10 protein-coding genes are annotated in these 15,882 nt (G+C 41.1%); 3 read left to right on the forward strand and 7 right to left on the reverse strand.

Features of this window, described 5'->3' with window-relative positions:
* Positions 1-75: 75 nt before the first annotated feature.
* Positions 76-1,476 carry an inorganic phosphate transporter gene (locus tag M2419_RS03035; protein ID WP_182331158.1) on the reverse strand — a complete coding sequence of 467 codons (1,401 nt, stop codon included), beginning with the start codon at positions 1,474-1,476 and terminating at the stop codon, positions 76-78.
* A gap of 473 nt (positions 1,477-1,949) precedes the next feature.
* Between M2419_RS03035 and M2419_RS03040 the strand changes: the two genes are divergently transcribed.
* Positions 1,950-3,062, forward strand: a complete 1,113-nt coding sequence (locus M2419_RS03040; protein WP_200845556.1) for a S9 family peptidase — start codon at positions 1,950-1,952, stop codon at positions 3,060-3,062.
* Between the two features lie 289 nt (positions 3,063-3,351).
* Here the strand turns inward: M2419_RS03040 and M2419_RS03045 are convergent, their stop codons facing one another.
* From M2419_RS03045 to M2419_RS03060, 4 genes are all read right to left on the reverse strand, one after another.
* The gene (locus M2419_RS03045) at positions 3,352-4,347 is read right to left on the reverse strand and encodes a hypothetical protein (protein ID WP_159727772.1); all 996 of its coding nucleotides are present in this window, start codon (positions 4,345-4,347) and stop codon (positions 3,352-3,354) included.
* 18 nt (positions 4,348-4,365) lie between these two features.
* Positions 4,366-5,040, reverse strand: a complete 675-nt coding sequence (locus M2419_RS03050) for a hypothetical protein (RefSeq protein ID WP_259254200.1) — start codon at positions 5,038-5,040, stop codon at positions 4,366-4,368.
* A complete protein-coding gene (locus M2419_RS03055; protein WP_153845752.1) occupies positions 5,037-5,375 on the reverse strand; it encodes a PadR family transcriptional regulator in 339 nt (112 codons plus the stop codon). The genes M2419_RS03050 and M2419_RS03055 overlap by 4 nt, the downstream gene beginning before the upstream one ends.
* A 366-nt stretch (positions 5,376-5,741) precedes the next feature.
* Positions 5,742-6,509, reverse strand: coding sequence for a pentapeptide repeat-containing protein (locus M2419_RS03060; RefSeq protein ID WP_259254201.1), 768 nt, complete (start codon positions 6,507-6,509; stop codon positions 5,742-5,744).
* Between the two features lie 600 nt (positions 6,510-7,109).
* On the opposite strand from M2419_RS03060, the gene M2419_RS03065 reads away from it, so the two are divergent.
* Positions 7,110-8,156 (forward strand): hypothetical protein, encoded by a 1,047-nt coding sequence (locus tag M2419_RS03065; RefSeq protein WP_259254202.1) that lies wholly within the window; start codon positions 7,110-7,112, stop codon positions 8,154-8,156.
* A gap of 363 nt (positions 8,157-8,519) precedes the next feature.
* Complete coding sequence (locus M2419_RS03070) at positions 8,520-10,295, forward strand: family 43 glycosylhydrolase (RefSeq protein ID WP_259254203.1); 1,776 nt, start codon at positions 8,520-8,522, stop codon at positions 10,293-10,295.
* A 198-nt stretch (positions 10,296-10,493) separates the two neighbouring features.
* Here the strand turns inward: M2419_RS03070 and M2419_RS03075 are convergent, their stop codons facing one another.
* On the reverse strand, positions 10,494-13,337 hold the full coding sequence (locus M2419_RS03075) for a hypothetical protein (RefSeq protein WP_182331155.1): 2,844 nt from the start codon (positions 13,335-13,337) through the stop codon (positions 10,494-10,496).
* A gap of 4 nt (positions 13,338-13,341) precedes the next feature.
* A complete protein-coding gene (gene galB / locus M2419_RS03080; protein WP_159727784.1) occupies positions 13,342-15,858 on the reverse strand; it encodes a beta-galactosidase GalB in 2,517 nt (838 codons plus the stop codon).
* Positions 15,859-15,882: the final 24 nt, after the last annotated feature.

Raw genomic sequence — 15,882 nt, forward strand, 5'->3', positions numbered from 1 at the left:
AGTTTTTAATATTAACCTGTCAATAGCCATGTGTACAAATGCAATGGATGACAAAAACATTTAGATAACAATCAACTAAATAAAAAGATGGAAGAATACAAATAGTAATAATGCCAAGCCAATTGACACGGGTAAAGTAAGTACCCAAGCAAGACCGATGCTTTTGAGTGTCCCTTTATTCAGATTGCTCTTTCCTCCGGAAGCGACCATTGAACCGGCAATACCACTTGAAAGCACATGCGTTGTACTAACAGGCAAACCCAATACGGTACTGATACCAATTGTCGAAGCGGCAACAATCTCGCTTGAGGCCCCTTGAGCATAACTCAAATGTTCATTTCCTATTTTTTCACCAATCGTTACTACAATACGTTTCCAACCGATCATTGTCCCAAGACCTAAGGCGATTGAAATAGTTAAGATCACCCAGATCGGTGCAAAGTCCGTAAGATGTTTCAACTCGCTCAACTTACGATTGAGCTCCAGTCGATTTTCAGTATTGATATCGATCTGTTTATTGCTCTCTAATGCAGCAATGGATTTGACTAAACCTTCAACCTCTTTTCTGAATTTAAAAGTCCCGGCTTTATCCGTTACACTTTTATCCATCAAATGCAGCTTGACTTGCTCAATCTCCTGGTTGACTTGCACAAACATCGTTCCCTGAGCGACATTACTGGAAGCAATTGTCTGTAACACGATTTCCGTTTGATCGAGCGTTTTAATGACAGCCGCATCTGGTACGGAATGGTTTATTGCAAAACGAGCAGGCAGAAATGCAATTAAGATCAACATAAACAGTCCTACTCCTTTTTGTCCATCGTTGCTACCGTGAAAAAAACTGACCAATGTACAGGTCAGTATAAGAATACCGCGTACTAACAAGGGAGGTCTGTCATCTTCCCCCTGTGGGATGTGAAAAAGTGCTTTATAACGGACGACATGCTTTAAAAAGAGCATCAATAACACCGCTAGACCAAAACCAATCAAAGGTGAGAGAATCAAAGAAAGACCAATTTCCTCGGCCTTATGCCAATTGACACCACTGCCACCATAATACCAGGTGAAGCCTATACCCGCCCCGATAAGGGCACCAATCAAGGTATGTGAACTCGAACAAGGAATACCAAAATACCAAGTCCCCAAATTCCAGATAATAGCCGCTAATAATACAGAAAGGACCAAACAAGCGCCTACCGAAACCGGTAGTGCCATTAAAGTATCTAGAGGCACCAATTTAAGTATTCCCATAGCCACTGCGATCCCACCTGCAAAAACACCTAGAAAATTCCAAAAGCCAGACCAAGGAATGGCTACAATTGGTTTAAGTGCTTTGGTATAAATTACCGTTGCAACGGCATTCGCGGTATCATGAAATCCATTGACAAATTCAAAGGCCACAACGGCAAATAAACAAAGGGCAAAAACAATAAGAAGTCCAGTACTAAGATCGGTTTCCCCTAAGAGAGGAATCATGTTGCAGAAAATTTGCATATTATTCTTTCATAAGATTTATGGTTGTCCTTGCTGAGTTTTTCTTACTTGTTGAGTTTTCCTTAAGGAAAACTACCGCAGGAACAATCGCTTCATTCAGCTCAAAAATAATTTTCAGATGTTAACTTTTGATAAAGGATATATTACGTTATACAACACGAAAGAAAAACTTAAAACACTGTTAACGAATCTTATTCCGCCGCTATTTTATTTCCTACAAATTCTCTTAATTTATGGGGAGCTAACACGGACTTTATAGGGACCTCATTCGGACTTCATTCGGATGAAAGCGAATAAAGAACGAATAAGTTCCGTAGAAATAACGATTAAAAAACGGATCAAAAGTAAATTTGATCGCTAGTTTTTACCCACAAAATATAGACAAACCAAAATCCCGTATAAGACCAACCGTAAAGTAAGAGCCATATTAGACCTTTTGTAAACTTTTTTCAGGAATGGACATAGCCTATCTGCGAAATACCAAGCAGAGGATTCGAGAGAATTTTAGTCCCCCATTTACAGCGAAAACAGTACGATTTACCGATTCAAATCCACAGTCCACCGAAAAACACAAACTTTTTAGAATTAAACCCATTACTTTAGACAAAAGTAAATTTAACACCGAATTAATTATGCCTAAAACTTATTCATTAAACTGTTCCTTGACGAACTATTCTCCCTTACAGCGGATTACATTTAGTACGCTACCTTTTCTTATCGCCATTTATTGTGTGTTCTTTGCACAGCATACAAAAGCGCAATCTTTAGACTGGTCTACAAAAGATATTGTATTTAAGAGTGAGGGTATTAACTTGGCAGGAACCATGCTTCAGCCTCGAAGCGCCCATGCTGCCATTGTCCTCATACATGGTTCTGGACAAGAGAAAAGAATGATGGAGTTTGCCTCATATTTAGCCAAAAACGGTATTGCCGTATTTACTTATGACAAGCGCGGAGTAGGAAAATCTGAGGGGACCTATGCTGGCCCTGAGGTCGGTACCAATAATATCGATTCTGCCAACCTCCACCTCCTCGCTAAAGATGCACAAGCAGCGGTAAAAGTATTCCATCAGCAGCTAGGGAAAACGAACATTCCTATGGGGCTATTGGGATTCAGCCAAGCGGGATGGATCATTCCTTTAGCTACTAACCAAAATCCTTTGGTCGACTTTTTTGTATTGTACAGTGGAGCAGTTATCCCTGCCCGTGAGCAGCTCCGCTTCCAGTTCTTTACAAATGGAAAAAAAGATTTTTGGGATAAACATACGGAAGCCGAGGCCCGACAACATGTAGCGAATGATCCAGATCGCTATCAATTTACAAATACCGATCCGATGACATCACTTAAAACGATAACAGCTCCAGGACTCTGGCTTTTTGGATCCAAAGATATCCAAATACCTGTAGGCTTATCGATTGAACATGTCAATGCGCTGAAAGCACAAGGAAAGCCCTTCGAATATTGCTTATTTCCTTTATTAGATCACAATACAAGCCTTTCGGCATCGCGTGAACCAAGTGCTATTGCATTGAATTGGATTAAAAATCAACGTAAAAAAAAGTCATAAAAAACGTCTTTTGACAACGGCTCATTAGCATAAAATCAAGCATTAAAAAGGCCTAAGTAAAAAACTTAGGCCTTTCTTCAATCAATTGAAATGTTTAACTCGCTAGGTTCATTCAAATCCGCATGAAGCACTTTAATAATTGTTTATAGCTAAAATGGTATTGAAACAAAAAGGCTAATGTTTAGGCCATGTTAAAATAGATAGACAAAAAAAAGCACTATAGTACCGTTTGCGACAATAGCTAAAATGTAAAAAACACCCTTTAATTATCTATATTTTTAAATAAAAATCACTCTTTTTCCTCACGGACGAGAAAATCATAAGAGTACCAGAATTTCAGGTGCCCATGGGAATTAAGGCCTCCTAGACTATAGCTAATGGGATAATCAAAGCTATTCTGTTGCAGTTCAAGTTCATTTTTATAATCAATGACAAGTTTTTTAATTTCGTCCAGGCCTGTTGCGCGTCTAATAAAACTTGTTTGACGTCCACCACGCAGATAGACCAGTATGTCGGACCCTTTTAATACCGTTTCGTCGGTTTTCGTCAAAAATTGATTGTACAGCAATTTTTCCAATACGTTTTTAAGATCACCACGTGGAAAATCACTTTCTCCCATCATAATCGAGTGTGTACCGTAGTTGACTGATGAAACATAGTAGGGATTATATCCTGTATTTTTTAACTTCCCAAGTGCATCCTTATTAAAAGCCTTTTCATAGTCTTTCAGATCCGCATGGAGACTAAATGTAATATGTTCTCGACGCAACAACAGGCTATTAGCTCTTTTTATCGTGGTGGAATCATGGTGACGGACCAATTTGAGTACACTATCTACGTCAGGGCTATTATTAAGATGGTAACGTATCGCCCTATAATCGAAAAATGCCCCTACCGACGATTGCTTCAAAACAGCAGGTTCCCCTTTGCTTTTCTTCGCGAAAGCTCGCACAGCATCAAATCCAGGAATGACATGAATAGGAGATAAAGTCGGCTGTGTAGAAGAAATTGTGCTTTTGAAAGGTTTATAATAATTACGAAGGGAAGTTAGTTTTAGTTGCGGTGTGGTATCTTTTAATCCCCAAACTGTCCCCAAATAGAAGTTTTTATCTGTGGTACCATCCACGTAAATCTGGCTAACCGAAAACCCGACGGAACGCCCTTCAAATTGATACCTTTTAGCCATTGTTCCACCACCGACCTCCGTAGAGTCAAAGTCAATATCTTCTTTGTCACAGCTGGACAAAAAACAAATGCTTAGTAACAACAGGAAAAGATATTTCATAATTTAAAAAATTAATCGTCAGCTCTGGTGCAGCACTTCGATCTCATCTACCCGTCGGACAATGGCCTTTAGATTCTTCTCAAAGATATACAAAATTCCTAATCCAACATACATAAAAATAAGAATAACAACACGATACAAAGTCAAAGGAATATAATTAACTATCCATTCCGAAGAAACCAACCCGATGATCAAAACCATAATCGGTATCGTTAAACCAAGATAATTGCGATAAACGCAGTATTTGCTCCCTCTAGGTCGATGCCGCAATAAGTATACTGGAATATAAAAAACGAGTGTACCGATCATCCCTAATTTTAATCCCGTCCAAAAAGCATCTGCATCGAGCGGCACAAAATAATAGAACAATGTGAAATAGACGATATAAATTGCACTATGCCAATGCTTGACGAATTGTAAAAAATCAGCAGGAAATTTATTGATCTGTTTACGTTGCAGATTTAATTCATAGCTAGCTGCAATGCTTCCAAAACCCGCCGCTCCAAAACTGGCATAAGCAAGATCAATGGCTCGATTGAAATATATACCGGCATCTGAAGTCATGAGTTCCTCTACCTTACAAGCAAAGTGATCCAAAATTTCAAGTTGAACATCAACATAACGATATCCTTTAGAACGAATAAAATCCATCAGAACACCTAATTCCGCTTTGGTCAATTTCTTTTCTGTCATGATACAATTGGTTTAGTGTTCAAGATAACCTGCAACTTCTCCACAAAGGTCAACGCATCTTTCATTTTACTTACCTGAGCTTTTTTTCCCTTCACTGTCAGGGCGTAATATTTTCTTGCTCTTCCATCGACTACTTCTATTGCTGTATCCAGGAGTCCTTCCGCTTCTAGCTTATGTAATGCAGGATAGAGCGCCCCCTCAGTCAGGATAAACTCTCCTTCGGTTAAGAGTTTTACCTGTTGAGTCATTTCATAGCCATACATTCTTTTCGTTCCAGACAATAGCTTTAGAATAATCGTTTGTAAAGTGCCTTTTAATAACTTCGTATCTTTCATTCGTTCATCTTAAACAATTAATTAAATATACCTAATTTTCTTATATATACAAAAAATATAAAAAATTATGATACAGCAGCTTGCATTTTGACCCTCGCCATTAGTTATGGCCCTTGCACTGCCTTTTGACTGGACTGCTTCTGCACTGCTTTTGCAATTAACCGATCAAATTCCTATGAATCGCCTAGTGTTTACCTAGTGAACCAGGTAGACACTAGGTCTCAGGTAGGTGTTTACTAGGAACAAGATCGAACAATGGCAATGGCAAGAGCGAACAATGGCAATGGCAGGGATAAAGCGAAAAAGCCGCTAGAGCTGGGAACTCCAAACGGCTTTGCACTAACAATTATATATAGAATGATATGATTATCCCGCTTTCAGGAGATCAATAATAAGGCGATCTCTATTTTCATTCAATGAGGGATAAAATTGATTTAAATCAACCAATATGATTGGCATCCCCTTATTTTCGGGTTTATACAAGACATTATCTACCAAGTCCCGACAGAAAACTAACGATTCATCATCCGTGAATACTTCTCTTGACCTTTTGAGGAAACTATTAAAAAAACGTCTTGGATTGTTGATAATTTTAAGATGTTCTTGATTTGGAAAAACCGTGCTGGAGAGATCTAGCCCTCGAGAAAATATAACGTCCTTCAATTCCGCATGACCAAAATTTACTAAGGGAGTCCTTAATGGTTTGGCTTTTTTGAGAATAAAAAGATTGGTGGAGTATAAATCTTCTGTAAAAGGAATTCCATAAAACCATGAAGAACTGATCTTTCCTTTAAAAACCACATGAACCAAATTCGTCCCGTCGAAAGTTGTTTTGTCAAATGTATTGTAAAGGAAGGAAGACTTTTCAATTTTTAAATTTCCAATAATGGCTTTCGAAAAATCATTCGCTTCGAATGTACTTTCTATCCAAAGCCCAGATTCCTGAAAAACAACAGACTGAAAGTTACAGTCTACAAAGGTACAGCGAATGAACTTACAATCACGAAACATGGAGTTCATGAAGCTTTTCCCTTTTATCGTACAATCGATAAATGAACAATTTTTTAAAACTTTGTGATTGAATTCAAAACTTTCAATCTCACTTTGTTGGAATATTTTATTAGTCAGTGCCATGCTAAAAATGATTAATAGGCTAAAATTTCATAGTAGTTGCATTGCAAATGGATCTTTAACGGCCAAAATCTCCATTTATACAATGATGACAACGGGAAAGACAAAACGTCCTAAAGAAATTTTGACTTTTTTTATTTTTTTTACCCTAGCCTAAAAACAGCCAAGACCTATAAGATCTCCTAGCAAACTGACTATGGGAATACGCTAGTCAGCGATTCTTATAACTGGCCAATAGGCACAAAAAAAGCCGCAAGAACGGGGAGTCCTTTACGGCTTACTACCTATGAAAAACATTCACCTTAAGTATAAGGCACTATCTACTATGACAATTAAAATTAAAATGGTGCACATAAATCTACTGCACAATGAATTAGCGAATTAAAATCGGTTCATTCCCCACTTCAAAAAAGCTCCAATCTATGTTCTTGGCATTTCTTGGAACCAAATATAAAGTGCTCGGTCAGAGATTCAACCCACCGTTTACAATTCGCCAAAAATGATTTACGATTCGTCTGTTGTACTATTTTAATCGGCCGGTTAATCAGCCCTTTACTGCTAAAAGAAAAAAAAGTATATTGGTGAACACAATTAAAACTGTTTATGAAATTGATAAAAAATATTTTGGCGGTGCTCGTACCGCTTACCTTATTCAGTGGCACAGCCTTTTCCCAAACCAAAGAGGAGCTTAAAAAAAAATATGAAAACAGCAGTATAGATGAAGAGCTCAAGAAGAAGATGGCTACAGAATATGTCTTTCCCGATAGTCTCATCTTACCCCCTTTACACTATACCAATTCCTATTATGTATTGGACTCTGCCGTCAATGATTTCCATTCTATTTCCATTGATATTATTGTACAAGATGACATCCCCGACCACTATTCATTTTACATTTCACCCTTTAATATATCCCTAAACAATATGCCTTTATATTGTGGTATTCAATCTGCCGGTGGCGGTATCAGTGTTAAGACAGGCAAAGAAGAGGAGATCAAATTTAATGGCATCTTTTCGCGTTGGTTTGAACAGACAAAAAAGGCTTTAAAAACAACAGGATATTATGCCAGTTCAGATGCGGAGGGTGATTTTATCAGTGTCCGCAATACCGTAGGCTGGCACAAAGGTTCTTATCGCATCACACTAAAAAAAGAAGGCTATATCGCTGGCAAAGCCGTTCCAGATGCTATTAACCCCAAAGAAACCTATTTCAGCTGGGGCGATTATGAACATTCCTGGGTCACCATGTATGTCGAAGATTTAAGCACAAAAAAAGTGGTCAATGTAGGGTCCCTAGCCTTCCCGGGTAAAAAGATCCAGATGAAAAAGCACATCACTTCGTTCTTGGAACAATACAAGTATTTTATCGATTTCGCCCAAAGACCGCGGGACCTCGAAGGGTTGAATGTCATCCGATACGACAAATTGCCTAAAGTAACCGTTGTTCAAAAAAATCTACGCATCAATGGTAAATTGATCAAGCTTGAAAACGTGCCGACTTACCATAACCGTACACATAATCCCGAACAAAGTAAAGTAGCCGGTGAAATCCCTATTCTATCCAAGGATAGTTATAATGCTGCAACTGGTGAACTTACGCTCGAAACGGGCGTGTTTGTAAAATGGCCGGAGAAAAAAGACGTTAAGTAAAAAGAACCTTTTTAATTAAGTCCAAAACTGACAATAAACGAGTTTTCTTCTTTTGCGATCCTATCTGACTTATTCTTAAAAGGCTCTCCAATGGAAGCAGCAGCATATAACACCTGTGGTCGTCCGTTTTTATCGAATTATATAAACGGACGTTCCAAATAGGCCAGCACTGTTTTGTGTTGTCCGTCAACCTTTAATTCGCGTAGTGATACCAAAGGGTGATGGGCAGCATGCCAATGCAGGCCATCTGCCGACGTAATCAGTGCCAAGGCGCCAAACTGTGCAACCAGTTTACCGGAGTGGGCCTTTTGACCAATTTAGGGAAGCAAAGGTTTCAATCGTCTTTATTAGAAAGAGAAAATTATGCAAAAGCCAATAGATAAACCCATAAAACAGCAAACTGTAACAGCGAACAAAAATAGGTTCAGGAAGACTTTTATAGCGGTTCTTTTCGGTACAAGCTCTCTTTCTGGGCTTGTTTATGGACAACGGACCACAAAAACCATCGCTAATCCTTTGGCATTGGAATATCGTTTTATGCCCGAAAGTCCCAGTAGACGGGAAGCAGCAGATCCCATCATCGAGCTTTTCAACGACCAATATTATTTATTTGCGTCAAAGTCCGGTGGATATTGGCGCTCCTCAGATTTAAAAGACTGGCTGTATATCCCTTGCAAAAGTATTGGCAGCATTGAAGCTTATGCACCTACTGTATTAAATTACAATGGTGCACTTTACTTTTTGGCTTCGGGTGGAAAACCTCAAATTTATAAAACAACCAATCCTGATCAGGATCAGTGGGAACCCATACCGACCAAATTTACCATTGGCATGACAGATCCAGCCTTCTTCAAGGACGATACTGGTAAAGTCTATCTGTATTGGGGATGTTCAAACGTTGATCCCATCATGGGGGTGGAGGTAGATCCTAACGATGGTTTCAAACCCATTGGTACCCCACAAGTATTGATTCAACATCATGAAAAACAATATGGCTGGGAAGTACAAGGCGAGCATAACGAACTGGGAACTCCAGGTTGGAACGAGGGGGCAACAATGATTAAACACAAAGGGATGTACTATCTCCAATACGCATCTCCGGGCACGCAATTCAGAAGTTATGCCGATGGTGTTTATACTGCCAATTCACCTTTGGGGCCGTTTCGCTATGAAGCCAATAGTCCTTTTTCTTATAAACCAGGTGGTTTTATTCCAGGCGCAGGTCATGGACATACCTTCCAGGACAAGCTGGGCAACTATTGGCATGTAGCGACCATGAAAATTTCGGTGCGAGACTGGTTTGAACGACGTATCGGCCTTTTTCCAGCATTTTTTGATAAGGAAGGTCAGCTTTACGCGCAAACGGTATATACCGATCTCCCTTTTCAGATCCCCAATACCAAAGTCGATATCGAGAAGCGGGATCTTTCTCTACCATACAACCTTTTATCTCAAAACAAGCCCATTCAGGTATCCAGTGAACTGGATAAATTCCCTAAAATTTACGCTAACGATGAACGGATAGAAAGCTGGTGGTCGGCAGCTTCGGGCGCTATCGGTGAATATATACAGATTGACCTCGAAAAGAACATGTCCATCCGTGCCCTACAGGTGAATTTCGCCGATCAAGATTTCCAGCTTAAAGCGCCCCAGTCTTATTGCTATCAATATGTGATCGAATACTCCAGCGATGGCAAAAAATGGCTCCCACTGATAGACCAAAGCAAAAACAAAAAAGATCACCCGCATGAATTATTTAACCTCGATCGCAAAGTCAACGCTCGTTATGTCCGCCTGACCAATAAGAAAGAGATTCCTGGTAAATTTTCGCTTTATGATTTTCGAATATTCGGTCATGGTTTGGGGCAAAAACCACAGGGAATCAACACCCTGACAGGACAACGCAATACGGAAGATCGTCGCCAGATTACACTACATTGGCTGGCATCGCCGAACACCAAAGGCTATATTCTCCGTTGGGGCATTAAATCCGACAAATTATACAATGCGATCGTAGTCTATGAAAACAAATTTGATGGCCGTAGTTTCAACAGCGGTCAGGACTACTATTTTTCGGTGGAGGCTTTTAATGAAAATGGTCATTCAGAACAGCGCAAAAAATTGCTCCATATTGAATAACGTATAGCATGGCTTATCCCATTGCGTAAACGACGACAAACCTGATCCGAAAAGACACATATGGTGAACTCTTGTCAATCAGATAAAGTCGCACACAAAATAACACGTAAGTCAAGTCAAAAAAAAGTCTTCTCATCATTGTGATGAGAAGGCTCTTTAAAAAATTGAAATCTTGATCCGAAACGTTCACCGAACGACTTACTTAATGACAAACCAAGTTTGACTTTTTGCCGGTATATTGACCTCAAAGATCGCTTCGGAGGCTGCATTTAATGGCATTGTCCTACTGTTCTGATCTTGCTCAACCACTTGTACATTTCCTGTCAGTCCGGTATAGTACAAGTTGACCTTAATTTTTCGTTTTATCGCTTCGTCCAATGGATTATAGATCATTAGTAATCCTTTTTCTTTCCCCGCCGGATTCACGTGCAAAATAGCATCATAATCCATCCCGTCAGGACGTCTCACATGGATAATATCACTGTCCAAAACTTCGCGGTGTTTCTTGTAAAAATTCACCCATTTGGCCACTACGTTTTTCGTCTCTGGGGAGTCATAAAGCTGTGGTCCACGATAACAAGCCTGTACACCTGCACCAAACAAGTTGGCTAGCCGTTGCTCGTAATGTGGCAGGTGATCCTTCAAAGGCTCGATCGTCGCCTCTTTGCCTCCACCTTGATATTCTACCAAAGGGACAAACATCCAGCCCATAGACGGCGCCTTTGCCCAGGTACCATCAAAAATATTCTGTCTTTCCACAATCTCCTGTTGTGCCCTCGGTAAGGACCAGTTTGCCTCACGGTAGCCCATCCCGACTTTGTTGCCGCCATTCAAGAAATACATATCTGGAATATTCAGGTAGATTCCCTTTTCACGGCACCATTTGTAAAAATCAGTGATCCGTTTAAACTGATTCCATTGCGAGTCTTTTTCATTATGATGCCCGGGGTGATCGGTGGAATAGCACCAATCTCCAGGATAGGATCCATCGTGCTCAAATACGCCCAATCCCGAACTTTCATACAGGTTATACAGCTTTTTGAAGTAAGCCTGCCCCCATTCACTCTCAATACAGGGTGAGCTTCCAAAGCGAGGATGCATGCCTTCAGGTAGCACAATGTCATTTTTTGCATCAATATGCCGACTGGCAAGGAGCGAATAGCCTCCAAGTTCAATTCCTTTGCTATGTGCATAGTCAGCAAGCTCTTTCATGCGTTTAATATTCTCCGGAGAATCATCTTCGGCATTGAATCCAGACCAAAAGGTCATAATCACCATTTCAAAACCAACTTCCGCTGCTTGATCAATTGCCTTTTTCACCGACTCGTTATCCGAACTCCGTACATGCATCAATATCGGATTTTCAGTTGCCCATGGCGCCATAGAGCGCAGCATTTTTCGGTATCCAAGGCTCTTACGTTCGCGTTCCCAGCTATCGTTCAACAGCTCCCAAACCCGATAACTTGCAAATTTCCCACCGGCAGCAACCTGTTGTTCAGGTCCCATTTTAGGTGCAACTTCCAACAGACATGGTGTCTCCCGATCGTAATGGACCTGTGTGGTATATAGCGGGTCTTTTTTCCACTCCAGACTCGAGGAATAAACGACTTCCTCGCTCATACCGCCAAATGTATAATCTGTTTCCACGGTGATATTAGGGTATAACCAACGGCTTCTATGATCCACCGAACTTTCGGGTTCAAATACAGCCAATTGCTCACTCTTAAAGCTATTAACCACAATTTCCCGGTCCGACTGATTCTGCACGGTAATCCACTTACTAAAGATCGGCATGTCATCATAAAGATCATAATGAACCTGTACCGTAACGTTTTTCATATAAGCAAGTTTACTGGACAGATCGCCTGCAAATTGGGATGGAAAATCACCGTATGCCCAAAAACCTTCTATTTTGGAGCGACCTTCCTTTGTCGAAGCCTTACCATCCTTATTCCCGCCGTTTGGATCCATTTTTCCGACACGGACCAGTTGTATCTTGTCACCTGACTTTAGTGGAAGATGACCAACAGTACGCCATTGTTGTCCGTCCAAAGAGGCTTGTGCCAATAATTCCTTATCCGCTATTTCATATCTAAACCATAGCTGATCTGCTTTACCAACTTCGAAAGTTCCGTTATCGCGTTTGCCATCAAAAAAAACAACCTTGCCTTCGCTTGCTCGCCAATAAAGTCTGGGACTACCATTCGTTAGGGTCAGTCCAAAACCCAATCCCCAATCGTTGGATTGATCAGTACCTTTATTCATCTTGGCTACGAGTACCTTTGCCTCTTGAGGAATTGTTCTTTCAGCGAACACAGCAGCATTTTCCAGTGCCATAATTTCGCCCACTTTTCCTTCATTGACAAAGGAATTACGCTCATGTGATTTTGAAACCATCAACTTCCATCCGGAATTTAGCTGCTGAAATTTATCTTCCAACAGCAATGCCCTGTTTTGGTCACTTTTGCTCTTTGCGGCAAGCGCATCGATCGCCTGCTGATCCAATGTATAGGTAAATGTCAGCTCTTTGCCCGGCACAGGCCAAGGCATATCTTTAGGCATCCAGTTTGGTCTCTTTTTCCAGCCAAAACGGGGTTTTGTATCTTCAATTTTATAGTCATGGAATTTAAAGGCCATGGGATCTGCCTTTAAACCCGGGATCCATTCTTTCAGTAAATAATTATGTACTTTCTGTCCTTCCAATCCGCCGACATCAAAGGTAAACCCATCGATTGTTACGCTGGCTTCAGGTCGAATTGACCGTAGAAATGCTGTATTTCCAGTCAATTCATCCAAACCAATACTGGCCACATTTGGAAAAGTCGTAAATGTACGGCTGACCAAACCATTGGAAAAGACCAAATGACCTTCTTTCGTCTTGAAAAGCCCTGCTTTCGCCTGGGGAGTCCCTATTAACCAGTCTCCAGACAGGCTGTTGCTTTCTTTGCTAAATAGCGGCAGCTGCTGACTATAGCTCTGCTTTGCCTGGCCCAATACGCCCAATAGACACAGGATATAGAGTTGTTTTTTAAAGTAATTCATCTTTTTATTTTGCCAATACCTGTACAGTAGCCACTTTCAAACCCTTACTCGATGCGTTGATTCGGATTGCACCCTGCGCTCCTTTTTTTGCTTTTACGATGACCAATGCCATTCCATTATACGCTTTACGCGAATGACTTTGGAACGAGGTAAAATCAATTGCATTTCCATTATCTGTGGATACAATTTCACCTGCACCTTCGACCGAAAAATCAATCAACGCCTCCGATTGAGGCACCAAGGTTCCCTTTTTATCAGTCACTTTTACCGACACAAAAACAAGTTCTGAGCGTCCGCCATCGATCGTCGCACGATCTGCTTCCATCTGGAGTTTTTCAGCCTTTCCAGCGGTTTGGATTTCTGCTTTGGACCATTCCTTGCCGTCTTTGTAAGCAATTACCTTAACCGTTCCCGGTTCGAAACGCACACTATCCCATTGCAACCGAAAATCCTGTCCCGCAACCTTCTTCTTACGTCCTTGACTTTTTCCATTGACAAAAAGTTCTGCTTCTGTACCGGAGGTATACACATGTACCGGTGTAATCTCCCCTTTTCTGCTTGTCCATGTCCAATGTGGCAGGATATGCGTCACTGGTAAGTCTGGTCGCCAATGGGATTGATAGAGGTAAAACCGATCTTTTGGAAAACCTGCAAGGTCTATAATACCGAAATAGCTGCTCCTTGAAGGTGGATTTTTCTTCTTCAATTCTTCCAATGCGGCTTCCAATTCAGCACGTTTCGCAGGATCCGTTCTAAAATTCAACAAATTGGTCTCCGCCGAATTATAAGGTGTCGGTTCGCCCAGATAATCAAAACCTGTCCAAACGTATTCTCCCAGCAAGTTTGGATACTGAGCCAATATCCGGAACTGTGCATCCGGTGAACAGCCCCATCCCGGAGCAGCACGATCGTAAGAGGTGACCTGCCAGCCATCGTAATCGGTTCCAAAAAAATATTCTCCGCGGGAGGAAACACAGGAAGAAGTTTCACTGCCCAAAGTCGGCATATTCTGATAACGCGCATCTTTATCCCAACGCCCCTGTTGACTGAAGAAATAATTCACGCCCATGATATCCAAAGCGGTTGCAGCGCCCGATTCACGGCCGCCATCCGGGTCATTATAACCATTGGAAACTGGTCGTGTTGGATCTGCCCGACGAATAATATCGGCCAGATGCCTAGTCATGTTGACATCCTGTTGTTCAAGCACCTCATTACCAATGGACCATATAAATACCGACGGATGATTTCGGTCGCGGTGTACCATGGCCAGTAGATCGCGTTCATGCCACTCATCGTACAATTTATTATAATCTTTTGCGCGCTTACCTGTACGCCAAGCGTCAAAAGCTTCATCCCAAATTAAAATCCCCATTTTATCAGCCAACTCCAATAATTCTGGTGCTGGTGGGTTGTGCGAAGTGCGCAGGGAATTCATACCCATGGCCTGTAACATTTTGAGCTGACGCTCCAAGGCACTTTTATTAAAGGCAGCCCCTAATGATCCCAAATCATGATGGTTACACACCCCTTTTATATCTACACGACGGCCGTTTAACTTGAAGCCTTCATTTGCTGTGAATGCGATAGTCCGTACACCAAAAGGACTGTAATAAGTATCGCTTGTTTGGCCATCAACGATGACTTCGATCTTTTCTACATAACGATTTGGCGATAGAATATCCCATCGTTTCGGTTGATTGATACGCGTTTCAAGATTCAGTTTGCCACTTGCATTGGCATGAAGGTCTACAAATCCACTGGCGGTAGCCACCTGTTTTCCAGGTTTATCTTGAGCATCTAACTCAAAATAAGTCGCTTTGACCTCAGCATGTACTGAAAAAAAACGAAAGTTATCCAACGTCACTTCATTCATCACCGTTGCATATTGATCGTTGACAACAGGTGTTGTAATAGCGGTTCCCCAATGTGCAACATGCACGGCCGAAGTACGTACCATCCATACGTGGCGATAGATTCCAGCTCCGCTATACCACCTTGATTCCCAATTTTCGGTATCCAAACGTACCGCCAGAACATTCTCAGCATCTTTTTTTAGGTAAGGTGTCAAGTCCATACGAAAAGAACTATACCCATAAGGCCAAGTTCCCACATAACGGCCATTTAACCAAATTTTAGCATTCGCCATGGCTCCATCAAAATCCAGATAAACACGCTCTCCAACTTGAAGGTTTTCGACTTTAAAATGTTTTCTGTACCAGCCTATTCCTTTATAAGGCAGCTTTCCGGATTCACTGGCCAACTCAATACGGAATGGCCCTTCGATAGCCCAATCATGCGGTAGATCCAAGCTACGCCAAGTATCATCATTACATTCGGTCTTATGCAAATCATTAGGTTCAGCCAATTGATTGCCATCAGCCTGCAAACCAAAGCGGGAAAACTTCCAGTCCCGATCAAAGAGCGCTACACGCGCATTTCCCATGCGTGTAATTTCCTGCTGTTGTCCAAATAAGGAGAAGGATAACATGGCGAGGAACATTCCGAAAATTACTTTCATTTATTCTTATTTATTTATTGATTA

The sequence above is a fragment of the Sphingobacterium sp. BIGb0116 genome (assembly GCF_024808035.1).
In the GTDB taxonomy this organism is placed as follows: domain Bacteria; phylum Bacteroidota; class Bacteroidia; order Sphingobacteriales; family Sphingobacteriaceae; genus Sphingobacterium; species Sphingobacterium paramultivorum.